This window comes from Streptomyces sp. E11-3, from assembly GCF_046540415.1.
Taxonomy (GTDB): Bacteria; Actinomycetota; Actinomycetes; order Streptomycetales; family Streptomycetaceae; genus Streptomyces.
Genome location: NZ_JAZGRL010000001.1, coordinates 1,320,394 through 1,341,680 on the forward strand (window position 1 = coordinate 1,320,394; position 21,287 = coordinate 1,341,680).

Consider the following 21,287-nt stretch of genomic DNA (forward strand, 5'->3'; position numbering starts at 1 on the left):
GCGGGGGCGGGGACGGGGGCGGGGATGCGGTCCAGAGGTCGCCGGTGGCGCTGTGGCGGTCCAGTTCGGCCCGGCGGGCGCGGAGTTCCGCGCACCGTGCTGTCGCGCGCTCATGGTCGTCGCGGGCCCAGGCCAGGTCGAGGCGGAGGCGTTCGACGTCCTCGGGGGCGGCGGTGGGGAGCAACTCGCCCAGTTCCCGGATGCGTTCGGCGGCGTACCGCTGCTCTCTGAGCATCACGTCGAGCCGGTCGCCGAGCATCTCGTACCCGCCCGGCCGGGAGTCGTACGCCGCGAGTGATGCCCTGTGCAGCTCGCGCGCCCAGTGCGCCTCGCGTTCGGCGGCGGCCTGCCCCAGGTCCGCGGCGAGGTCCTGCAGCAGCGCCTCCACCACATCCCAGGGCGGCACCTCGCGGCCGTCCAGGCAGGCCGCCATGCCGTCCGGGTCCCGCTGCCAGAACACGCCGCACCAGCCGCCGCGCTCGTCGAGGCGCGCCAGCAGGTTCCTGAGGTACGCCGCGAACTCGCCGACCGCTGCTGGGAGTTGTTCCACTGTCATTGCCGTCCGCCCTAGCCCACTGGAGACCTCCGGTCCATACATCCCCCCGGCACGCATTCGACACCCGCCGTGTTACGGGAAGGCTACGGGCGGCTTTCGCCCACGGACCCTTGTCCGCGCTCAGCCAAGATTGTCCGTGTGAGTCAGGCGCTCCCAGGTGAGTCAGGGTCTCCCAGGATCAGACGGGCGCGGGCGCGCAGCGCGCCAGCACCTCGTCCAGGGAGAGGCCCAGGGCCTGGGCCAGTGCGGCCACGGTGAAGAAGGCGGGCGTCGGAGCGCGGCCCGTCTCGATCTTGCGGAGGGTCTCGGCGGAGAGTCCGGCGCTCGCGGCGACCTCGACCATGCTGCGCGGGCCACGCGCCTCGCGGAGCAACCGGCCGAGCCGTTCGCCGCGTTGGCGCTCTTCGGGGGTGAGGGGGGTACGGACCATGTCGTTATTCTAATACCGCTGCGACCGGTATAGTAATTGGCATGGTGGAACTCAAAACAGATGCGTCATTGGACGCCATGCGCGCGGCGGGCCGGATCGTCGGCGAGGCCCTGGGAGCCGCACGCGACGCGGCGGATGTCGGCGTCACGCTGCGGGAACTCGACCAGGTCGCCCGGGGCGTCCTGAAGCGGGCCGGCGCCTCCTCACCCTTCCTCGGCTACCGGCCGAGCTTCGCCCCCACCCCCTTCCCCGCGGTGATCTGCACCTCCGTCAACGACGCGATCGTGCACGGCATCCCGGACGACTACCGGCTGCGCGACGGCGACCTGGTGAGCGTGGACTGCGGCGCCACGCTGGACGGCTGGGTGGGCGACGCGGCGGTCAGCTTCACGGTCGGGACGCCGCGCGCGGCGGACGTACGACTCGTGTCGACCGCGTTCTCCGCGCTGGAGGCCGGGATCGCGGCGGCCGTGGTCGGCAACCGTATCGGCGACATCGCGCACGCGATCGGCACGGTGTGCCGGGGCGCGGGCTATGGCATCCCGGAAGGGTTCGGCGGGCATGGCATCGGGCGCCGGATGCACGAGGACCCGGGGGTGCCGAACGAAGGCCGTCCTGGGCGGGGGATGCCGCTCAAGCACGGCATGGTGCTCGCGATCGAGCCGATGCTGATCGCGAGCGGGCGGGATGACTACTATCCCGACCGGGATGGCTGGACGCTGCGCACGCAGGACGGCAGCCGGGCGGCGCATGCGGAGCATACGGTGGCGATCACGGATGGGGGGCCGCGCGTGCTGACGGCGCGCTGAGGGGTGTCGGCCGGTGGGGTGCTCGCGTCAGAGACTGATCCCCCACCCCGCCCCTTCCCGAAAGTCCTGCGGACAGCGAAAGGATGTCCTCAATCGCCGGACGGGCTCACGTTGAGCGCAACAACCGCCGCGCCAGCGCCGTACCCTCCGCCACCGCCGCCTCATGGCTCTCGATCGGCGTCGCCCGCGAGTTCTCGAACAGGATGTACGTGACCTCGGACCCGGTGCCGCCCCGCACCGGGTCCGGGTCAATGCCCAACGCCTCCGCCGCGGCGTACGACGCCTCGCCGACGAGGTCCGTGGGCCCGGTGTCGCCCACCACCGCGTACAGGACCTTGTCCTCGTGGATGACGGCGGCCACCGCGCCACCCCGGATCCCGGACTCCGCGTGGTCCCAGATCTCACTCGCCCCCGGCACCACCACATACGGCAGCCGCGCCGCGTCCAGCTGCCGCCCGTCCGACTGCTGAAAGGCCGTGGTCGGCTGGAACAACGGGTCGGTCCGCTCGCCGCACTCCCGGCTCGGCCGCCCGTCGCAGTCGACGTCCAGGTCGGCCGTGAAGAAGACCGCGCCCTTCACACCGCAGACCGGGATATCGGCGGGCGCCCCGGCGTCCGCGCGGTACAGCCCCCGCGAGATCTGCTGACAGCTCCGTACCTTGGCCAGCAGGGCGGCCGCCCCGACCTCGGCGTCACCCGTCTCCGTGAACGGCAGCGCGGCGACAAGGAGGGCAGCGGACAGGGCGGCCGGAACCAACGCACGCACGGGGACACCTCAAGACGAACGATCAGGACGAAACGATCAGGGGCTCGGGTACACCACCCTTGCGGAACCCCCGCCCCGCCGCACCTTTTCCGCCGCCGCCAGCCACCGGCCGTCCGCCATCCGCTGCACACCCGTCGCGGCGCCGATCTCCGAGGTCCGCTGGAAGGCGTGGCCGAGCGCCTCCAGCTCGGCCCGCAACGGGGAGTCGTAGAGCCCGGGTTCGAGGTTGGTGGTGCGCCCGTTGCGCTGGCTGGCGCGCGGCGCCGCGATCGCGTCCACCAGCGGAAGCCCGCGGTCGATGACACCGGTCAGGGTCTGCAGCACCGTGGTGATGATGGTCGAGCCACCCGGCGTACCGACCGCCAGCACCGCCTCGCCGTCCTCAAGCACGATCGTCGGCGCCATCGAGGACCGCGGCCGCTTGCCGGGACCCGGCAGGTTCGGGTCCGGCACATCGGCGCTCGCGGGCGCGAAGGAGAAGTCCGTCAGCTCGTTGTTCAGCAGGAAGCCGCGCCCGGGCACGGTGATGCCGCTGCCGCCCGTCTGCTCGATGGTCAGGGTGTAGGAGACGACGTTGCCCCACTTGTCGGCCGTCGTGAGGTGGGTGGTGCTCTGCCCCTCGTACGTCGTCGGGGCCGCCGCGCCCGCGGTGGCGCACGGCTCCGGCGAGCGCGGGTCGCCGGGCGCCAGCGGGCTGGTCAGCGCCTGGTCGTCCCGGATGAGGCACGCGCGCGAGTCGGCGTACTCCTGGGAGAGCAGCTCCTGGGTCGGTACGTCCTCGAAGGCGGGGTCGCCGAGCCATCGGCCCCGGTCCGCGAACGCGATCCGGCTCGCCTCGATCAGCCGGTGCACATACGCCTTCTCCGAGGTCTCCTCCCCCGCCGGGAGGTTGCCGCTCTCCAGGATGTTCAGCGCCTCGCCGACCGTCGTGCCGCCCGACGACGAGGGCGCCATGGAGTAGACGTCCAGGCCCCGGTACGACACCTTCGTCGGTGCCTGCCGCAGCGTCCGGTACCGCGCCAGATCCCGCTTCGCCAGGTCGCCGGGGCGCACCACCCGGTCGGCGGCCGGGTCGACGGGCGGCTTGTTCACCGTCCGTACGATGTCGGCGGCCAGCTTGCCGCGGTACAGGGCGCCGGTGCCCTTGCGGCCCAACTCCGCGTACGTACGCGCCAGATCAGGATTCTTGAGGACCGAGCCGACCACCGGCGGCCGCCCGTCCGGCAGGAACAGCTCGGCGCTGGCGGGGAAGTCGGCGAACCGCTCCTCGTTCGCGGCGGTCTGCGCGCGGAAGGTCTCGTCCACCACGAAGCCGTGCTTCGCCAGCCGTTCGGCGGGCTTGAGCAACTTGCGCAGCGGCCTGCTGCCCCAGGCGTCCAGGGCCGCGTCCCAGGTGGCGGCCGTTCCAGGGGTGCCCACACTCAGCCCGCTGGTGACCGCTTCGCCGAAGGGGACCGGCTTGCCGTCTTCGAGGAAGAGCCCGGCGTCCGCGCTCAGCGGCGCGGTCTCCCGCCCGTCGACCGTGTGGACCTTGTCGGATCGCGCGTCGTAGTAGACGAAGTAGCCACCGCCTCCGATACCCGCCGAGTACGGCTCGGTGACGCCGAGCGCGGCCGCCGTGGCGACCGCGGCGTCCACCGCGTTGCCGCCCTTGCGGAGCACCTCGATACCCGCGGCCGACGCGTCCGCGTCCACGCTGGAGACGGCCCCGCCGTAGCCGACCGCGACCGGCGTCTTCTCCGGTGTGGTCGCCGCCCGCGAAGCGGACGAAGGGGGTGCCGCGGCACCGACCGACACCAAGGCCGCGACAGTGGCCATCAACGTGAGATTCCGCGCAACTGGACGACGCATCCGTACCTCCGGTCAACGGGTGTCTGCGCAGCGTAACTTCGGCCGCCCGTGACGTCAGGACCCCCTCGAACACCGATACGTGCGGCGACTAGCATGCGCGCCCATGAATGAAGACCTGCGCAACATCGTTCTCGGAGTGATCGCCGCGGGGGTGACCACCTCCCTCGGCTGGTTCGCCCGTACGTATCTGTGGAAGCGCAAGCTCCGCCGCAAGCAGGCCTTCTTCGGGCTGCCCGACAACGCCGAGTCGCTCCTGGTCGTCAGCCGCGACGCGGGCGGCCCCGAGCAGGCGGTCGCCCGCAACGACGTCTTCGCGCTCCTTGAACTCGCCGCGCTGATCAAGGACTGCGGTGCGCACGCACAGGTCATCTCGCACGACATCGCCCAGCAGGGCTTCGGGGAGCGCACCGAGTTCTGTGTCGGCGGCCCCACGGTCAACCGCCGGATGGCCGCGCATCTGCACTCGCTGCTGCCGGGCATACGCATCAACGCCGACCCCGAACCCGGCCCGGACCGCGCCGCCTTCCAGATCGGCAGCGAGCGCTACCGCATGGAGCCGGGCCGCACCGAGTACGTGGTGCTGGCGCGGCTCACGGCCGGCCAGGGGCACCAGACCAGACCCGTCTTCCTCTTCTGCGGGCAGCGTTCCATCTGCAACCAGGCGGCGACCCGCTATCTCGCGCGCCACCACGCGCGGCTGGCCCGCAAGCACGGCGGCAACTCCTTCGTGCTGCTCCTCAAGGTCGTCAACTCCCAGGCGTACGGCCCCGATGTGGCCGAGCTGGTCGCGGATGTCACCCGCGCCGCGCAGGCTCCGGCGCCCGCCGTGGTGCCGCGTACCTCGCACCGGGCCAACTGACAGACTCCGGCCCCTCAGCCCGCCTCCAGGCTCAACGGGAGTGCCTTCACACCGTTGATGAAGTTGGAGACCAGGCGGCGCGGCGGCCCCGCCGGTGCCAGGCCCGGCAGCAGCCGTAGCGCCTCCTCGTACAGCACCCGCAGTTGCAGCCGGGCGAAGTGCGCCCCGAGGCAGACATGCGGGCCGTCGCCGAAGGAGACGTGCGGGTTCGGGGTTCTGCCCAGGTCCAGGCGGTGGGGGTCGGTGAAGACGCGCTCGTCGTGGTTGGCCGACGCGTGCAGCACCACGACCTTGTCGCCCGCTCTGATCCGCTGCCCGGCCAGCTCGGTGTCGCGGGCGGCGGTGCGCCGGAAGGTGAGTACGGGCGGGTGCCAGCGCAGGAGTTCGTCCACGGCGTTGGCCCAGGGCACCTGGCCGTCGCGGAGCCTGCGCTGCTCGGCGGGGTGCTCGGCCAGTGCCAGGAAGCCACCGGGTGCGGCGCTGCGTACGGTGTCGTTGCCCGCCACGGTGAGCAGGAAGAAGAACATCTCCAGCTCTTCGGTGGTCAGCCGGGTGTCGCCGTCGGTGGCGTGGGCGAGTGCGGTCATCACGTCGTCGCTGGGGTGGCGCCGCTTGTAGGCCGCGAGCCCGCGCGCGTAGGCGAACATCTCGCTGAGCATCTCGGGCGAGCGCGGGTTGACCGGCTGCCCGTCCGGGCCGCGTACGAGCGCCTCGGCCTCGTCCGGGTCCTGGTAGCCGATGACCCGCTCGGTCCACCGCAGCAGCAGCGCCCGGTCGCTTCGCGGCACGCCGAGCAGGTCGGCGAGGTTGAGCAGGGCGTAGTCGTCGGTGACCGTGGCGACCAGGTCGACGGTGCCGCCGTGTGCGCGGGCCGCGCCGAGCAGCTCGCGGGCACGCGCGCGTGCCCGCGCCTCGAAGCGGTCGATCCGCCCGGGCGTGAAGGCGCGGCTGACCAGGCGGCGCAGTCTGCCGTGGTCGGTGGGGGCGCCCTTGCTCGAACGACGTTGAGAGCTGGGGGAAGGGTCCTGGTTGAGCATCATGCGGCGGATGAACGGCAGGTCGGCAGCGGCCGGGTCGCGGATCTGGGTGGCGCCCAGGTGCGACGAGAAGGTGCCGGGGTCCTTCAGCACCCGTACGACGTCCTCGTGGCGGGCGATGGCCCAGAAGCCGGGGCCCGCGGGCCAGCCCAGCACCTCGTACTCCTCCTGCCAGGACACCGGGTGCCGCTCGCGCAGTTCCCGGTAGGCCTGGTGCGGAATCCCGGCCGCGTAGATCCGTGGGTCGAAGATGTCCGGTACGTCGCTCATGCGGTGGTGGCGCCCTCGCCGCCGTCCGCGTCCCCCTCCACATCCACGCTGTCGTCCGCGCGGAGGAAGTCCTCGACCGTACGGATCAGCTCCAGCGGGGTCTCGTCCATCTCGTAGTGTCCCGCGCTCGCGAGTTCCACCAACTCACCGTGGACGAACCAGCGCATCCAGGTCTGCCGCATCAGGTCCGCGCTGAGCGCCGGGTCGAACGCCCCGGCCACGGCGAGTGCCGGAACCCGGCAACCTTCGAGCTCGGCGTGAAAGTCGTCGCCCGCCCAGGAGTCCAGCCAGGTGCGGAAGGCCTTGGGGTCGCTGGTGTCGAGCGACCGGCGCACCATACGGTCCAGCCAGGCGGCGGGGCGGTTGCCGCCCGTGGTCGAGTCGAAGATGGCTCGGCGGTACTCGGGGCGGTCGGCCGCCGAGGTGAACACCTCCCACTGCTCGGGCGGCATCGCGAGCCCGGAGGCCGGGACGGGCGAGACACCGACCAGGCGCCGCACTCTGTGGGGCGCGGCGGCCACGACCCGCTGGGCGACGGCGCCGCCCATGGAGTGCCCGATGACCGAGAAGCGGTCCCAGCCGAGGTGGTCGGCGAGCGCGAGCAGGTCGGCTGCACCCTCGGTGGTGGTGTGGGCGCCGGGGACATCCTTGGCCTCGCCGTAGCCGCGCAGGTCGACGACCGCGTACGTGAACGACTCCAGGTCCAGGTCGGGCAGCACGGCGGCGAAGGCGCTGCGGTCGGCGAGCCAGCCGTGTACGGCGAAGACCCGGTGGGGTCCGTCGCCGAGCAGGGTGTGGGGCAGCAGGAAGGGTGCCACGGTGTCTCCGTCCCGAGAGAGGTGTGGGATCACCACGGTGGCCCGAACTCCCCTGCCCGACAAGGGCGCATAGCGCTCGGCTGGCGCACCCGCGGGCGGCCCATCCGCCCGCCCGCCGTCCACCTCATCCACGGATGAGGGAGATTTTCCGTACTTTATGCAACCTAGGGGACCTCTTTGCCCTCATCCCGTGTGGACAGAGTTCGCAACGGAGGTCTCCAGTTGAGCCGCATACGCCGCCACACCCCGCCCCGCCACCAGGGCCGCACCGCCGCGATCGCGGGTACGGCGCTGCTGGCTCTCGCGCTCACCGCCTGCGGTGGCTCCGACTCCGGCTCCGGCTCCGGAAAGGCCGGTGCCGAGCTGGCGGGTGAGAAGAAGGACGCGAAGATCTCCGTGAACCTCAAGGGCGAGCAGGCGAAGGCCGGTGAGCCGGTGAAGGTGACGCTGGCCGAGGGCAGGCTCGCGGACGTCTCGGTCTCGGACACCGACGGCGGGAAGCTGTCCGGCAAGATATCCGCCGACGGCACGTCCTGGACCTCCGAGCGCGCGGCGTCCCCGGGCACCACGTACACGGTCACGGCGAAGGACGACAAGAGCCGCACCGCGAAGGCGTCGTTCACCACCGAGAAGGCGGGCCAGGTCAACAAGCTGACGCTGGCCCCCGGCAAGGCCACCACGGTCGGTGTCGCCCAGCCGCTGTCGATCGTCTTCGACAACCCGGTGAAGGACAAGGCCGCCGTGGAGAAGCAGCTCAAGGTCACCACCTCGAACAACACCGAGGGCTCCTGGGGCTGGATCGAGGACTACTCCGGCAAGGACCGGGTCGACTGGCGGCCCAAGGAGTACTGGAAGTCCGGCACCGAGGTGAAGCTCAACGCGGACCTCAACGGCGTGAACTCGGGTGACGGCGGCGGCTTCTTCGTCCGCGACTACGAGACCCACTTCACCATCGGCAAGGACCAGCGGGCCAAGGTCAACCTGGACACCAAGCGGCTGACGCTGCTGCGGGACGGCCAGGAGGTCAAGACGGTCCCGATGTCGGCGGGCACACCCGGCGGCCAGAAGGCCTCCTGGGGTGGCACCTCCGTCCTGATGGCCAAGGAGGGCACCATCAGGATGAACTCCGAGACGGTCGGCCTCGGTGACGCCTACGACAAGATGGTCGACTACTCGATGCGGCTGACCTGGTCCGGGATGTACGCGCACGCCGCGCCCTGGAACGCCGCGTACTTCGGCAGCGCCAACCGCAGCTCGGGCTGTGTCGGCATGAGCGACGCGGACGCCAAGTGGGTGTACGAGCAGGTGCAGGTGGGCGACCCGTTCACGGTCGAGGGCAGCGGGGACAAGGGCGATCCGGCTCCGGGCAACGGCTACGGCGCGTGGAACCTCAGCTACGACCAGTGGCAGGCCAAGAGCGCCCTGCGCTGAGTCCGCAACCGATCCCAGTTTTCTTTACCCGTACGTAACTTACCGATGGGTTACCCCCAGTAAGGCGCCGAGGTTACCGTCGGGTCACTTTCACCTCATGAGCGAGGAGTGACCCGTGGCTCACCCGCGCAAGGCTCTGCGTACCACCACCATCGGCACCGTCTCGGCGGCTCTGGCTGCCGGGACCGCCCTCAGCCTCGCCCCCACCGCGCTCGCCACCCCGGCCGCTCGACCCGCAGCTCAGCCCACCGGGGCGGTGGCCGCGGCGGATGTGCGCTTCGTCGACATCACCGGCGACGGCGGCACCGTCCTGAAGGCCAACGTCTTCACTCCAGGGGGCGCGCAGGCGGGCGACAGACATCCGGTGATCGTCCTGCCCACCAGCTGGGCGATGCCGCAGATCGAATACATCGCCCAGGCCAAGAAGCTGGCCGACCAGGGCTATGTGGTGGTCAGCTACAACTCCCGCGGCTTCTGGCAGTCCGGCGGCGAGATCGAGGTCGCGGGCCCGCCCGACATCGCCGACGCCTCCAAGGTCATCGACTGGGCACTGGCCAACACCCCGGCCGACCCGGACAAGGTCGGCATGGCAGGCGTGTCGTACGGCGCGGGCATCGGCCTGCTGGCCGCCGCGCACGACAAGCGGATCAAGGCGGTGGTCGCGATGAGCGGCTGGGCCGACCTGGTCGACTCGATCTACAGCGGCCGCACCCAGCACGTCCAGGCCGCGGGCCTGCTCACCGGGGCCGGCTTCCTCACCGGCCGCCCGAGCGCCGAACTCCAGCAGATCATGAAGGACTTCCTGAGCTCCAACCTGGACAAGGAACAGGACATGATCGACTGGGGTGCCAAGCGCTCCCCCACGACCTACCTCGACTCGATCAACCGCAACGGGACCGCGGTGATGCTGGGCAACGCCTGGGGCGACACCATCTTCCCGCCCAACCAGTACGCGTCGTTCTACGAGAAGCTCAAGGGCCCCAAGCGGCTGGAGTTCCGCCCCGGTGACCACGCCACCGCCGAGGCGACCGGACTGCTCGGCCTGCCCAACGACGTATGGACCAACTCCCAGCGCTGGTTCGACCACCACCTCAAGGGCGAGGACAACGGCATCGACCGCGAGCAGCCGGTCCAGCTCAAGTCCCGCTCCACGGGCGGCTACGAGGGCTACCCGGACTGGAAGTCGGTCGGCGCCGACGCCAGGAAGATCGAGCTCGGCTCCACGCGGAAGATCTGGGCGAACGTCGACTCGGGTGCCAACGGCGGAGTGACCATCCTCTCCAACGCCCTGGACCAGTTCCTGAAGCTGCCCCCGATGGCGTACGTCCCGCTGCTGCCGCGCAGCTTCGCGGCCGTCTGGCAGTCCGAGCGGTACTCCAGCGCCCAGCGGGTGCGCGGGACGACGAAGCTGCACACCACGGTCACCAGCACCAAGGCGAGCGGCACCCTCGTCGCCTATCTCTACGACGTGGGCCCGCTCGGCCTCGGCAAGCTGGTCAGCAACGCGCCGTACACCTTCCACGGCCAGACACCCGGCCAGCCGTTCGGTGTGGACCTGGAGTTGTTCTCCACGGCCTACGACGTCCCGGCGGGACACCGTCTGGCGCTGGTGATCGACACGGTCGACCCGCTGTATATCGAGCACAACCCGACCGGCGCACAGCTGACCTTCTCCTCACCCGCGGCCGACCCGTCGTACGTGTCGGTGCCGCTGCGCGAGGAGTGACCCCCGCGCGCGAGAAGTGATCACCGGCTGCTGCCGGGCGGGCCTGCCCCCTGAGCTACTGCGCGCCCGGCAGCAGCGTCCCGTAGACATATGGGACTTAACAGGCGACACGCATCAATTGACCATTAACCGTATTTGAGGTCCTGCCCGGCCGCGCTCAGCGGGGGCCGCTCAGCCCTCGGAGGCCTCCGCATAGACGTGGGAGAGCTCGGGGGCACCGGTCATCGCCCAGTCGAGGCCGGCCTCCACCACATGGATCTCCCGCCCAGAGGCGAGCCTGACCACCGGGTGGCCACCGGGCCATACGTGCCAGGCGGCCCCGGGGACGGTGCGCACCACGACCGTGCCGAGATAGAGCCCCGCGTCGTTACCGATCCAGGGCAGCAGCTCCGGATCGTCGCGCCAGCGCGGCGGCAGCTGGTCCAGGGCCTCCAACGAGGCGGGGCTGTCGTCGAGTTCCAGGCCCGCGCCCGCGGCCTGGGAGCGCAGCAGCTCGCACTCGGAGAGCAGCTCGGCGACCGCTTCGGGTTCCTCCGCGAACGCCTGCGCGAGGCTCTCGTCCCGGTCCGCGACCTGCCGCTTGCGCCACCTGTCCAGGAACGGGATATGCATGATCGACCTCGCACGGTGGCGTTGTTGCCGGAATCGTCGTCGGGCGGCTGCGGTCTGGCCACCTGCTGACCATGGAACCACGTTAGTACCGATTAGCAGCAGATAGCCCTGAGTTATGCCCGCGTTCGTTGATCTTGTGCTGTGATCGCTCTAGCTTCATGGCGCGCCTGTTGTCACAGCGATCACGATCACATTCACGGTCACGGTCACGGTCACGGTCACGGTCACCGGGAGGAGCCAAGCGTGCGACGAGGTATCTGGGGCGCGATCATCGTGCTCGCGCTGCTGGCGGGGGGCGCACCGCCCGCGGTGGCCAAAACCGTCACGGGACAGCACGCACTTCCCCTGTCCCGGCTGTTCGACAACCGCGCGGTGAGCGACGACGCCCGACCGCGGGCGGCCGACTTCGACGGGTCAGGCGCCTCGCTGTCCGCGCAGGACCTGCGCGCCGCGGGCTGGTATCCGGGGCGTGCGCTGTCCGTCGACGCGACCCGGCTGAGGCTGCCCGACCGGGCACCGGGTGAGCCCGACAACGTACGGTCCGACGGCCAGCTGGTGCGCCTGGGCGGGCGGGGCACCGCCTTGTCCTTCCTGGTCGCCGGGACCGGTGGCACGGCGAGTGGTGCGGGGACGGTGCGCTACCGCGACGGGTCGGTCAGCGGCTACCGGCTCACGGCGCCCGACTGGCGCTCGGGCCCGCTCGCCACCAAGGCCGTGGCCCTGCCCCACATCAACACCCCCGGCGGCCAACGCGCCGAGCGGGCACGGCTGTACGTGGTGTCGGTACCGCTCACCGCGGGGCGTGCGGTGGCCTCGGTCGAGCTGCCGCGGGACCCGGCCGGGGCCGATCTCCATGTGTTCGCTCTCTCCGTACGGGAGTCGGCGCGCAACTGGGCCGGAACCTGGTCGGCGTCCACCTCCGGATACGCCGCGGTCGGGCCGTGGACCGACCGGACGCTGCGCCTGGTGGTGCGTACGTCGGTCGGCGGCCCCCGGGTCCGCGTCCGTCTGGACAACACCTTCGCCGGCTCCCCGGCCCGGATCGGGAGCGCGACGGTCGCGGTGCGGTCGGCCGGGGCGGGCGCGCGGCAACGCCCTGCACCGCTGTCCTTCGGGGGCCGATCGGGTACGGACATCCCGGCCGGGGCCCAGGTGTTCAGCGATCCGCTGGGCTTCGACGTGCCCCCGGACAGCGATCTGCTGGTGAGTTTCCACCTGCCGGGCACCGTGGCTGCGGCCCCCGTTCACCATCGGGCGATCCAGCACTCGTACCTCAGCGAACCCGGTGACCACACGGCGGACGGCTCGCCCGACGCGTACACCTCGACCCTCTCCACCTGGCCGTTTCTGACCGGAGTCGATGTGGGGGGCGGGCCCGGGTCGGTGGTGACGCTGGGCGATTCGATCACCGACGGGGTGAAGTCGACGCAGGGCGCCAACCGGCGCTGGCCCAATGTGCTGGCGCGGCGGCTCCTTGCGCAGGGAGAGGTCCCGCACTACGGGGTCGTCAACCACGGGATCTCCGCGAACCGGGTGGTCAGTGACGTCTATCCGGGCGACGGGGTGTCCCGGTCCACCGGCGGGGTCAGTGCCGTGCACCGGCTGGAGCGCGATGTGCTGGCGCAGACCTCGGCGCGTACCGTCGTGGTCTTCGAAGGCGTCAACGACGTGCGCTGGGGCGCCACGGCGGAGCAGGTGATCGCCGGACTGCGGGAGATCGCGGACCGGGCGCACGCCCGCGGGCTGCGGGTGGTCGGGGCGACCATCGTGCCCTGCGAGGGCGAGACACGGTGCACGGCGGCGGTGGACGCGGAGCGCACGGCGGTGAACGCGTATCTGCGCGGCACCGACGCGTTCGACGCCGTGCTCGACTTCGACGCGGTGCTGCGTGACCCGGCGCGGCCCGCCCGCATGCTGCCCGCGTACGACAGCGGCGACCACCTGCACCCTGGGGACGCGGGCTTGGCGGCGCTTGCGGAGTCGGTGGACCTGCGGCTGCTGCGGGCGGACTGACCGGCTGAGCGGGGAGGGCAGGGGGCGGACCAGACCGGCACAGGACTGTTCGAGGGGCGGACCAGACCGGCACAGGTCTGATCCGCCCGGCTCGTCGCCACAGGCCGGGTCAGACCTCCAGGTCCACCACCACGGGGGCGTGGTCCGACGCGCCCTTGCCCTTGCGCTCCTCGCGGTCCACGTACGCGTCCTGCACCGACTTGGTGAAGGGGGTGTTTCCGTAGACCAGGTCGATGCGCATACCGCGGTTCTTGGGGAAGCCGAGGTTGCGGTAGTCCCAGAAGGTGAACGGGACGTCGTACTTGAGGGCGCGCGGCATCACCTCGGCGAGGCCCTCCTCGCGCAGGGCGGCGAGGGCGGCGCGCTCGGCCGGGGTGACATGGGTGGAGTCGGCGAACAGGCTGATGTCCCAGACGTCGGCGTCCGTGGGCGCCACGTTGAAGTCGCCGAGCACCGCGAAGGGCCGGGAGCCCGTCGCGTCCTCGGTCACGGCCGCCCGCAGGGCCTCGAACCACTGGAGCTTGTAGGCGTAGTGGGCGTGGTCCGGCTCGCGGCCGTTGGGTACGTAGACCGACCAGACCCGGACGCCGCCGCAGGTGGCCGAGATGGCGCGGGGCTCCACGTCGCCCTCATAGCCAGGGTCGCCGGGCAGACCCTTGACCACGTCCTCCAGTCCGACCTTGGAGACCAGTGCCACGCCGTTCCACCGGCCGGTGGCGTTGACAGCCGACTCGTAGCCGAGCTCGCGCAGCTCGTCGGCCGGGAACTGCTCGGCGGCGCACTTGGTCTCCTGGATGCACAGCACGTCCGTGCCGGTGTTCTCCAGCCAGGCCAGCACGCGAGGCAGTCGGGAGGTGATCGAGTTGACGTTCCAGGTGGCGATGCGCATGTCTCACAACCTACCGGGCGGGTCTGACAACGGGCAGCTGTGTCTCGGGGCTGTCCGGCGGATCAGGCCTGGGAGGCGGTGGTCTGGTGCGCACCTCTGCGGCGACTAGACACGGGTGGCGTCTCCTGACGCCAGCCGGGTGTGGTCGGCGCCGCCGAGGTTGCCGATGTGGGTGTCGTAGATGGGGCGGGCGAGGTCGGTCAGGAGCGCGTCGTGGATGTCGATGGCGCGCTGCGGCTTGACCTCGCGGACGTACTCGATGACCTCGGAGACCTTGTTCCAGGGCGCCATCACCGGGACGAGCAGGGTGTCGACCGGGTGGTCGGGGACGGTGAGGGCGTCGCCGGGATGGAAGACCGAACCGTCGATCAGGAAGCCGACGTTGGTGATCCGCGGCAGCTCCGGGTGGATCACCGCGTGCAGCTCGCCGTGCACCTGGACGTCGAATCCGGCGGCCGTGAAGGTGTCGCCGTGGCCGACTGTGTGCACCCGGCCGGGGAACGCCGCCGAGATCTGCTCCGCGACGGAACGCAGCGTCCAGATCTCGGCGGCCGGATTGGCCTCCAGACCGGCCCGCAGCCGGTCCTCGGCGAAGTGGTCCGGGTGCTCGTGGGTGACCAGGATCGCGTCGGCGCCGATCGCGGAGTCCTGCTCGCTGAAGGCGCCGGGGTCGATGACCAGGGTGCGGCCGTCCTTCTCCAGGCGGACGCAGGCGTGAGACTTCTTCGTGAGTTCCATGGGGTTCCCGCTGCCTCTCCGTATCCTTATCCATCTCGGCCCTTCTCGGCCCGTCTGGACCCATCCTGCTACTCCTGGGGCGTGGTCTCCTGGCGGATGACCTCCTGGGTGACCCGGAACGCCGCGTTCGCCGCAGGTACGCCGCAGTAGACAGCGGTCTGCAGCAGTACTTCCTTGATCTCGTCCGGGGTGAGGCCGTTGCGCAGGGCGGCGCGGGTGTGGGCGGCCAGGTCCTCGAGGTGACCGCCCGCGGCCAGCGCGGTGAGGGTGACACAGCTGCGGGTGCGCCGGTCGAGCCCGGGCCGCGCCCAGACCTCGCCCCAGGCGTAGCGGGTGAGGAGCTGGTCGAAGTCCTCGGAGAAGGCGTCCGCCGCGACCAGCGCGCCGTCCACGTGCGCGTCGCCCAGCACCTCGCGGCGGACCTTGAGCCCGGTCGCGTACGGGTCGGGGCGGCCGGTGGGCTCGGGCTCGGCCAGGGGGGCGATCTCCGCCACCGGACCGCGGGCCGCGGGGAATTCACCGGTGCCGGTGGGCTGCGCGGCGGGTACCGGCCTGGCGGCGGGTGCCCCGAGTGTCGGGTGGCCGTCGGACCAGGCGGTGGAGAAGTGGCGTACGAGCAGATCGGTGACGGCCACGGGCTGTTCGACCGGCGCGAGGTGGGAGGCGCCGGGCACCACGGCGAGCCGGGCGTCCGGGATTCCGGCGACCAGGGTACGGGCCTGGGCGGGCCCGGTGATCTGGTCGTCGGAGCCGACCAGGACGAGGGTGGGAACGCCGATCCGGCCCAGCTCGTCGCGGATGTCGAAGGCGGCGAGCGCCTCACAGGCGGAGATGTAGCAGCCGGGATCGGTGGTGCGCACCATCTGCACGGCCCACTCGGTGATCGCAGGCTGGTTGGCCGCGAACCCGGCGGTGAACCAGCGCTCCGGGGCGGCGCGGGCCATCGGGTCGAGGCCGTTGGCGCGCACGACCACACCGCGCTGGCGGAACTCGTCGGCCGTGCCGAACCGGGGCGACGTCGCGATCAGCGCCAGTGAGGCGACCCGATGCGGGTGACGCAGCGCGAGGTCGGCGCCGATCGCGCCACCGAGCGCGCAGCCGGCGAAGCCGAACCGCTCGACGCCCAGGGAGTCGAGGGTGGCCAGCACCCGGTCCGCGAGTCCCTCGACGGAGTTCGTGGAGTGGGCGGGGGCGCCGCCGTGGCCCGGCAGATCGAAGCGGAACACGCGCCAGCTGCGCGACAGTTCGGGTATCTGCCGATCCCACATATGCCAGGTGGTACCCAGTGAGGGACCCAGGATCAGGACCGGAGCGTCTTCTGGCCCGTCAAAGCGGTATTGCAGGGTGTTCTTTGGCGTCTCACTCACCCGTCCGACCCTCTCATCTGTCACGACAGCCCCTATAAGCAGGGTCCTGACTACAGCTGTTCGACCAGGTGGAAGACCTCCCGGGCCGCCTCACGGCTTCCCAGTTCGGGCCCGATTGCCTGTCTCCCAGCACCACCCCGCAGGGCGACGACGACGGGGTCTGCGGAGCAGGCGGCCTACTCCACGCGTGTGCGCGCCACGGGCTCAAACCCTCAGAAGACCAACCTGCCGCTTTCCGCGATTCAGTCCGAGGTGCAGCGTCTGCACCTCCGAGTCGTGGCGGGTGGCCGCGGCGATCGCCTGTTGTTCCGCAGGTGTCAGCTGAGCAATCAGCGGAAGCAGATGACGGCCCCGGTCCTCGTGCCGGGCCTCGCCGATCTTCCGGCCGCCTGGTCGTGCGCCAGTTGGAGAAGGACGGGAGGACGCACTCGCCGTCCAGCAGCGGCTCCGCGAGGAGTACGACCGCTTCACCCGCAGCAGTCCGCGCATCCTCACTCCGGCCGAGCGGCAGACCATCACGGCTCTGGCCGGCGATATCGAGGGGTTTGTGGTGTGCGCACAGCACCACGGAACAGCTCATCCGCCCGGTCCAGCCGCTGGAACAGCTCAGCTACTTAAGGCCATGGGGGAGGGGCCAGGCCGCCGGCCCGTCGGCGATGGCCGCCGTCGTGCCTGCGTACGGTTTTCAGCGACACAACCCTTGACGTCGCGCTGATCCGGGGCAAAACTTCCGTTCACCGGTCGGCATTGCCGAACACCTATTGGCAATGCGCGATCGAGCGTGGCGAGGCCAAGGGCCGGCAACGCCCTCACCTGAGGGCGCCGCCCCCCGGAGGGGACCCGGGTGTTCCCTGGCACCACCCACCGCCACGGTGGTGCGTCCGGCCCGGCCGATCGAAATCCGATGGGTCCTCAGAGCCGGTTCCCGCATGTCCCGCTGCCTCCGCGCCTGTCGTACTCCCCCTTCATGAGGACCTGATGACACAACACATACCGGAGGCGGTGTTCTGGTGCCTCGCCGTGGTCACGCTCGCCGGAGTGTCGCTGCTGGTACGCGAGTACCGGATCACCGCCGCCCTGCGTCGTCGACTGACGATCCACGAAGCCGGCTTGCTCGCCCGGGAGGAGGAGGTCCGGCACCTCTGCGAGGTTAGGCTTCCCGCACTGGTCGAGGCGGCCCACGGCAGCGCACCCGTGCCCGGGCCTCTCGATACGGATCTCGCCGGCACGACGTACGGAAGGAACCTGCAACAGGTCGTAGAGCAGTTCACCGGAGCCGCCGAGGCCACACGGTCCCGGGCGGACAGGTCGGCGAAGGCGACACTGAAGGCGGCGATGCACGCCCTGCAGGCATCGGCGAACGAGCAGCAGCTGTCGATCTCCGACATGCAGGACCGGCACGACAACCCCGATGTGCTCCGGGACCTCCTGGAGATCGACCACGCCAATGCGCAGTTCGGCCGGAGGGCGCAAGTTATCGCCGTGCTCTGCGGCTCCTGGCCCGGACGGCAGCGGGCCGCGTCACCGCTGCTCGATGTCGTACGCGGTGCGACATCGAGGATTCGGGACTACCGGCGCGTCACGGTGCACGCGCACGTCGACATGGACGTCGTGAGCCGAGCCGTCGAGCCGGTCGTCCTCGCGATCGCCGAGCTGCTGGACAACGCAGCGCGGCATTCCCGGCCCGACGCCACCGTCGAAGTCGGCATCCAACCCGCCCACCACGGAGTCAGCATCGTCGTCGACGACGCCGGCATCGGCATGGACGCACGCGAAACCGAGGAGGCCGGTCGGCGTCTGTCCGGCCTGGTGGACATCGACATCAACAAGCTCGGCGACCCGCCGCAGTTCGGCTTCGCCGTCATCGGCGCACTCGCCGCCCGGTACGGATTCAGCGTCTCGGTCGACACGCAGTCCCCGTACAACGGTGTGCGGGCCGTGCTCTTTCTCCCCAACGCGCTCCTCAACCGGGTGCGTTTCATGGGCCCGCCCATCCCCACACTGCAGGCCGAGACGCCGCCCGACCCGGAGCCGGTCTCCCCCGGCGCGTCCAAAGCGGAGGCAGCGCCGTCGTCCACCGCGGGTGGCCTGCCCAAGCGTCGCCGACGCAAGCAGCAGCACCAGGAAGCCGACGGCGGCCCCGAGGCCCCGGACTCCGATCCCGCGCTGGTCCGCCCCGCCGCCGAGACCGCCTCCCGTATGGGCGCGTTCGCCCGCGGCACCCGCTCCGGCCGCGACTCCTCCCCCGACACCGAAGGAGCCCCCCAGGAATGACCGGCCAGATGACCAACGAACTCGGATGGATGCTCGACGAGGTCCTGAAGGTCCCGGAAGCCCGCCACGCGATCCTGCTCTCCGCGGACGGCATGCTCCGCGCCCACTCCCAGGGCATCCAGCGCGACGAGGCCGAGCGGCAGGCCGCGGCGTTGTCCGGACTGCAGTCCATCAGTCGCAGTACCGCCGAGTTCTGCGGGCGGGAGACCTCTCCGTGGCAGCAGACACTGGTCGAGTTCGCCGACGGGTACGTCTTCCTGGTGGCCGCCGGCGCGGGCGCGTATCTGGCTGTCTCGGCCGGCCAGGACGTCGACATGGAAGCCGTCACCTACAGCATGCACAAGTTGGTCGACCGGCTGGGCAAGGAGCTGACCAGCTTGCCCCGGCAGCATTCCGTACCCGGCAGGCCGGACGACTCCGGTACGGCATGACCCCGCCGCGCCCCCGGCGTGACACAGGACTCGTACGGCCGTACGTCGTCACGGAGGGCCGCGCCCATCCGACACGCAACACACTGGACCTCGTGGCGCTGGTCACGGCAGTGCACGACCGTCCCCTGAACGGGCTGAGCCCGGAGAAGCGGCGTGTGATCCAGCTGTGCCGGCCAGGGGCGCTGTCGGTCGCCGAAGTGGCTGGACATCTCGCTCTGCCGATAAGCGTCACCAAGGTCCTGCTCAGCGACCTCGTCGACAGCGGCCATATCCACGTCCGGCCCCCCGCCCCCAAGGCACAACTGCCCGACGCCCGACTCCTGCAGGAGGTGCTGGATGGTCTCCGCTCCCGTTTCTGACCCGGTCGACCCGGTCTACGTCCCGGACACGGTCACGACCGCGATCAAGATCCTCGTCGTCGGCCACTTCGCCGTCGGCAAGACCACGTTCGTCGGCACCCTCTCCGAGATCCGGCCGCTGCGCACCGAAGAGACCATGACGCAGGCCGGCGAACTCGTCGACGACCTCGCGGGCGTCCCCGACAAGACCACGACGACCGTGGCCATGGACTTCGGCCGCCTCACGCTCAACGAGTCCCTGGTGCTGTATCTCTTCGGCGCCCCCGGGCAGAAGCGCTTCACCCAGCTGTGGAAGGACATGCTGAACGGTGCTCTCGGCGCACTGGTGCTGACGGACCCCCGAAGGCTCGACCAGTCCTTCGACGTCATGGGCCTGCTGGAAGAGCACGGCATGCCGTACGCGGTCGCCGTCAACCAGTTCGACGGCGCGCCGGTGTTCCCCGAGGCGGAGGTCCGCGAGGCTCTCGACCTGCTCCCGGAAACCCCCCTGGTCACCTGCGACGCGCGGGAAGCCACGTCCGGTGCCGGAGCGCTGATCTCCCTCATCGAGTACCTCCAGACCCGCACCCCTCAGGAGCAAGGATGACGACACCTTGGCCCGCACACGACGCGGCGCCTCCTCTCGGATGCCCGGCACACGCCGGCGCACGTACGGTGGAGCGGCTGTACGGCCCGGAGTTCGCCGCCGACCCCATGGCGTCGTACGCCCGACTGCGCGCCCACGGCTCCGTCGCGCCCGTGGAGATAGCGCCCGGCGTGCGCGCTTCTCTGGTCATCGGCTACGACACCGCTCTGGAGGTACTGCGCAGTCCGGAGCGCTTCTCGAAGGACCCGCGCCGATGGCGGGCTCTCGCCGACGGGACCGTGCCGGCGGACAGCCCGGTCGTGCCGATGATGACGTACCGGCCGAACGCCCTGTGGACCGACGGCGACGAGCACAGCCGACTGCGCGGCGCCATCACCGACAGCCTGCGCCGTGTGGACCCCGACGCGCTCAGGCGCCATGTGGAGCAGAGCGCCGACACCCTCATCGACCGGATCGGCCCCAAGGGGCGGGCGGATCTCCTCCACGAGTACGGTGCCGTCCTGCCCCTGCTGGTCTTCAACCAGCTCTTCGGCTGCCCGCCCGCCACCGGGCACAAGCTGGTCGAGGGCATGTCCGGGATCTTCGACGCCGACTCCGGCTCCGAGAAGGCGAACGCGGTGTTGGCCGAGGGCCTCGCCGAGCTGGTGGCACTCAAACGGGCGGAGCCGGGGCCGGACGTGACGTCCTGGCTGATGGCCCACCCCGCCGGGCTGACCGATGAGGAGATGACGCACCAGCTGGTGGTGCTCATGGGCGCGGGCACCGAGCCCCAGCAGAGCCTGATCTGCAACGGGTTGCGGCTGCTGCTGTCCGACGGCCGGTTCGCCGGTGATCTCGCACGCGGCACCACGCCCGTCGAGGACGCCATCGACGAGGTGCTGTGGACCGACCCGCCGCTGGCGAACTACGCCGTCCACTATCCGATCCACGACCAGGAGCTCGACGGAACCCTCGTGTGCCAGGGCGAGCCCATCCTCATCAGCCTGGCCGCCGCGAACACCGACCCCGGCCTCGGCGGCGAACGCCGGACCGGCAACCGCGCGCACCTCGCGTGGAGCGCGGGCCCGCACACCTGTCCGGCGAAGGGCCCCGCCCGGGTGATCGCCGCGGTCGCCCTGGAGAAGCTCCTCGACCGGCTGCCCAACATCGAACTGGAAATCCCGGTCGAGAAGTTGGAATGGCGGCAGGGCCCCTTCCACCGGGCTCTGGCCGGCCTGCCCGTCCGCTTCCCGCCGATCAGCCGGCGGGTCTGAACGGTCTCCGGTGTGTAGCAAAAAGGCATTCCTGACCTCCAGTCCGAAGCCAGGGCCGGAGGTTCGAGGGTCGCCGTCGTTCTGATAACCAATACCGTCGACGCACCTGGACCACATAGGCCGCACCCGCGTAAACGGCGCCGATCTGGACCACGTGGACGTCAGAAGACGGTTCCGACTACCTATGCCAGGTGGTACCGAGGGAAGGGCCC

The 21,287-nt window shown here is 70.9% G+C and carries 19 protein-coding genes and 1 pseudogene; 10 read left to right on the forward strand and 10 right to left on the reverse strand.

Annotated elements, in window-relative coordinates; translation table 11 throughout:
* Both U9R90_RS06050 and U9R90_RS06055 read right to left on the reverse strand, forming a co-directional pair.
* A pseudogene (locus U9R90_RS06050) lies at positions 1–556 on the reverse strand (hypothetical protein); the annotation flags it as partial.
* A 178-nt stretch (positions 557–734) separates the two neighbouring features.
* Positions 735–986, reverse strand: a complete 252-nt coding sequence (locus U9R90_RS06055; protein WP_411055341.1) for a helix-turn-helix domain-containing protein — start codon at positions 984–986, stop codon at positions 735–737.
* 41 nt (positions 987–1,027) lie between these two features.
* Here U9R90_RS06055 and map point away from each other — a divergent pair, with 41 nt between their 5' ends.
* Positions 1,028–1,795 carry a type I methionyl aminopeptidase gene (map, locus tag U9R90_RS06060; protein ID WP_411055342.1) on the forward strand — a complete coding sequence of 256 codons (768 nt, stop codon included), beginning with the start codon at positions 1,028–1,030 and terminating at the stop codon, positions 1,793–1,795.
* Positions 1,796–1,901: 106 nt separating this feature from the next.
* Here map and U9R90_RS06065 read toward each other — a convergent pair whose 3' ends face one another.
* Positions 1,902–2,561 (reverse strand): glycoside hydrolase family 75 protein, encoded by a 660-nt coding sequence (locus U9R90_RS06065; protein WP_411055343.1) that lies wholly within the window; start codon positions 2,559–2,561, stop codon positions 1,902–1,904.
* 36 nt (positions 2,562–2,597) lie between these two features.
* On the reverse strand, positions 2,598–4,412 hold the full coding sequence (gene ggt / locus U9R90_RS06070; RefSeq protein WP_411055344.1) for a gamma-glutamyltransferase: 1,815 nt from the start codon (positions 4,410–4,412) through the stop codon (positions 2,598–2,600).
* A gap of 103 nt (positions 4,413–4,515) precedes the next feature.
* On the opposite strand from ggt, the gene U9R90_RS06075 reads away from it, so the two are divergent.
* Entirely contained in the window at positions 4,516–5,271 is a 756-nt protein-coding gene (locus U9R90_RS06075) for a hypothetical protein (RefSeq protein ID WP_411055345.1), read from the forward strand.
* Positions 5,272–5,285: 14 nt separating this feature from the next.
* On the opposite strand, the gene U9R90_RS06080 is transcribed toward U9R90_RS06075, so the two are convergent.
* Both U9R90_RS06080 and U9R90_RS06085 read right to left on the reverse strand, forming a co-directional pair.
* On the reverse strand, positions 5,286–6,578 hold the full coding sequence (locus tag U9R90_RS06080) for a cytochrome P450 (RefSeq protein ID WP_411055346.1): 1,293 nt from the start codon (positions 6,576–6,578) through the stop codon (positions 5,286–5,288).
* Positions 6,575–7,396 (reverse strand): alpha/beta fold hydrolase, encoded by an 822-nt coding sequence (locus U9R90_RS06085; RefSeq protein WP_411055347.1) that lies wholly within the window; start codon positions 7,394–7,396, stop codon positions 6,575–6,577. The genes U9R90_RS06080 and U9R90_RS06085 overlap by 4 nt, the downstream gene beginning before the upstream one ends.
* A gap of 222 nt (positions 7,397–7,618) precedes the next feature.
* On the opposite strand from U9R90_RS06085, the gene U9R90_RS06090 reads away from it, so the two are divergent.
* Together U9R90_RS06090 and U9R90_RS06095 are read left to right on the forward strand one after the other, a co-directional pair.
* Entirely contained in the window at positions 7,619–8,827 is a 1,209-nt protein-coding gene (locus U9R90_RS06090; protein ID WP_411055348.1) for a L,D-transpeptidase, read from the forward strand.
* Between the two features lie 115 nt (positions 8,828–8,942).
* Positions 8,943–10,553 carry a CocE/NonD family hydrolase gene (locus U9R90_RS06095; RefSeq protein ID WP_411055349.1) on the forward strand — a complete coding sequence of 537 codons (1,611 nt, stop codon included), beginning with the start codon at positions 8,943–8,945 and terminating at the stop codon, positions 10,551–10,553.
* A 171-nt stretch (positions 10,554–10,724) separates the two neighbouring features.
* Here U9R90_RS06095 and U9R90_RS06100 read toward each other — a convergent pair whose 3' ends face one another.
* Positions 10,725–11,165 (reverse strand): DUF6278 family protein, encoded by a 441-nt coding sequence (locus U9R90_RS06100; RefSeq protein WP_411055350.1) that lies wholly within the window; start codon positions 11,163–11,165, stop codon positions 10,725–10,727.
* Between the two features lie 243 nt (positions 11,166–11,408).
* On the opposite strand from U9R90_RS06100, the gene U9R90_RS06105 reads away from it, so the two are divergent.
* A complete protein-coding gene (locus U9R90_RS06105; protein ID WP_411055351.1) occupies positions 11,409–13,178 on the forward strand; it encodes an SGNH/GDSL hydrolase family protein in 1,770 nt (589 codons plus the stop codon).
* 109 nt (positions 13,179–13,287) lie between these two features.
* On the opposite strand, the gene U9R90_RS06110 is transcribed toward U9R90_RS06105, so the two are convergent.
* The 3 genes from U9R90_RS06110 to U9R90_RS06120 form a co-directional block, all read right to left on the reverse strand.
* Entirely contained in the window at positions 13,288–14,067 is a 780-nt protein-coding gene (locus tag U9R90_RS06110; protein ID WP_411055352.1) for an exodeoxyribonuclease III, read from the reverse strand.
* Positions 14,068–14,172: 105 nt separating this feature from the next.
* The gene (locus tag U9R90_RS06115; RefSeq protein WP_411055353.1) at positions 14,173–14,805 is read right to left on the reverse strand and encodes an MBL fold metallo-hydrolase; all 633 of its coding nucleotides are present in this window, start codon (positions 14,803–14,805) and stop codon (positions 14,173–14,175) included.
* Between the two features lie 68 nt (positions 14,806–14,873).
* Positions 14,874–16,172, reverse strand: coding sequence for an alpha/beta fold hydrolase (locus tag U9R90_RS06120; protein WP_411055354.1), 1,299 nt, complete (start codon positions 16,170–16,172; stop codon positions 14,874–14,876).
* Positions 16,173–17,150: 978 nt separating this feature from the next.
* On the opposite strand from U9R90_RS06120, the gene U9R90_RS06125 reads away from it, so the two are divergent.
* The 5 genes from U9R90_RS06125 to U9R90_RS06145 are packed head-to-tail and all read left to right on the forward strand — an operon-like array spanning position 17,151 to position 21,075.
* Positions 17,151–18,446, forward strand: a complete 1,296-nt coding sequence (locus tag U9R90_RS06125) for an ATP-binding protein (protein WP_411055355.1) — start codon at positions 17,151–17,153, stop codon at positions 18,444–18,446.
* On the forward strand, positions 18,443–18,877 hold the full coding sequence (locus tag U9R90_RS06130) for a roadblock/LC7 domain-containing protein (RefSeq protein ID WP_411055356.1): 435 nt from the start codon (positions 18,443–18,445) through the stop codon (positions 18,875–18,877). The genes U9R90_RS06125 and U9R90_RS06130 overlap by 4 nt, the downstream gene beginning before the upstream one ends.
* A complete protein-coding gene (locus U9R90_RS06135) occupies positions 18,874–19,236 on the forward strand; it encodes a DUF742 domain-containing protein (protein WP_411055357.1) in 363 nt (120 codons plus the stop codon). Before U9R90_RS06130 ends, U9R90_RS06135 begins: the two co-directional genes overlap by 4 nt.
* Positions 19,214–19,822, forward strand: a complete 609-nt coding sequence (locus U9R90_RS06140) for a GTP-binding protein (RefSeq protein WP_411055358.1) — start codon at positions 19,214–19,216, stop codon at positions 19,820–19,822. The genes U9R90_RS06135 and U9R90_RS06140 overlap by 23 nt, the downstream gene beginning before the upstream one ends.
* Entirely contained in the window at positions 19,819–21,075 is a 1,257-nt protein-coding gene (locus U9R90_RS06145; RefSeq protein ID WP_411055359.1) for a cytochrome P450, read from the forward strand. The genes U9R90_RS06140 and U9R90_RS06145 overlap by 4 nt, the downstream gene beginning before the upstream one ends.
* Positions 21,076–21,287: the final 212 nt, after the last annotated feature.

What these genes read in the sequence shown, in the direction of transcription:
- U9R90_RS06115 (WP_411055353.1), bottom strand. Translation starts at nt 14,805, where the DNA reads ATGGAACTCACGAAGAAGTCTCACGCCTGCGTCCGCCTGGAGAAGGAC.
- map (WP_411055342.1), top strand. Translation starts at nt 1,028, where the DNA reads ATGGTGGAACTCAAAACAGATGCGTCATTGGACGCCATGCGCGCGGCG.
- U9R90_RS06075 (WP_411055345.1), top strand. Translation starts at nt 4,516, where the DNA reads ATGAATGAAGACCTGCGCAACATCGTTCTCGGAGTGATCGCCGCGGGG.
- U9R90_RS06145 (WP_411055359.1), top strand. Translation starts at nt 19,819, where the DNA reads ATGACGACACCTTGGCCCGCACACGACGCGGCGCCTCCTCTCGGATGC.
- U9R90_RS06100 (WP_411055350.1), bottom strand. Translation starts at nt 11,165, where the DNA reads ATGCATATCCCGTTCCTGGACAGGTGGCGCAAGCGGCAGGTCGCGGAC.
- U9R90_RS06130 (WP_411055356.1), top strand. Translation starts at nt 18,443, where the DNA reads ATGACCGGCCAGATGACCAACGAACTCGGATGGATGCTCGACGAGGTC.
- U9R90_RS06135 (WP_411055357.1), top strand. Translation starts at nt 18,874, where the DNA reads ATGACCCCGCCGCGCCCCCGGCGTGACACAGGACTCGTACGGCCGTAC.
- U9R90_RS06055 (WP_411055341.1), bottom strand. Translation starts at nt 986, where the DNA reads ATGGTCCGTACCCCCCTCACCCCCGAAGAGCGCCAACGCGGCGAACGG.
- U9R90_RS06125 (WP_411055355.1), top strand. Translation starts at nt 17,151, where the DNA reads ATGACACAACACATACCGGAGGCGGTGTTCTGGTGCCTCGCCGTGGTC.
- U9R90_RS06080 (WP_411055346.1), bottom strand. Translation starts at nt 6,578, where the DNA reads ATGAGCGACGTACCGGACATCTTCGACCCACGGATCTACGCGGCCGGG.
- U9R90_RS06140 (WP_411055358.1), top strand. Translation starts at nt 19,214, where the DNA reads ATGGTCTCCGCTCCCGTTTCTGACCCGGTCGACCCGGTCTACGTCCCG.
- U9R90_RS06110 (WP_411055352.1), bottom strand. Translation starts at nt 14,067, where the DNA reads ATGCGCATCGCCACCTGGAACGTCAACTCGATCACCTCCCGACTGCCT.
- ggt (WP_411055344.1), bottom strand. Translation starts at nt 4,412, where the DNA reads ATGCGTCGTCCAGTTGCGCGGAATCTCACGTTGATGGCCACTGTCGCG.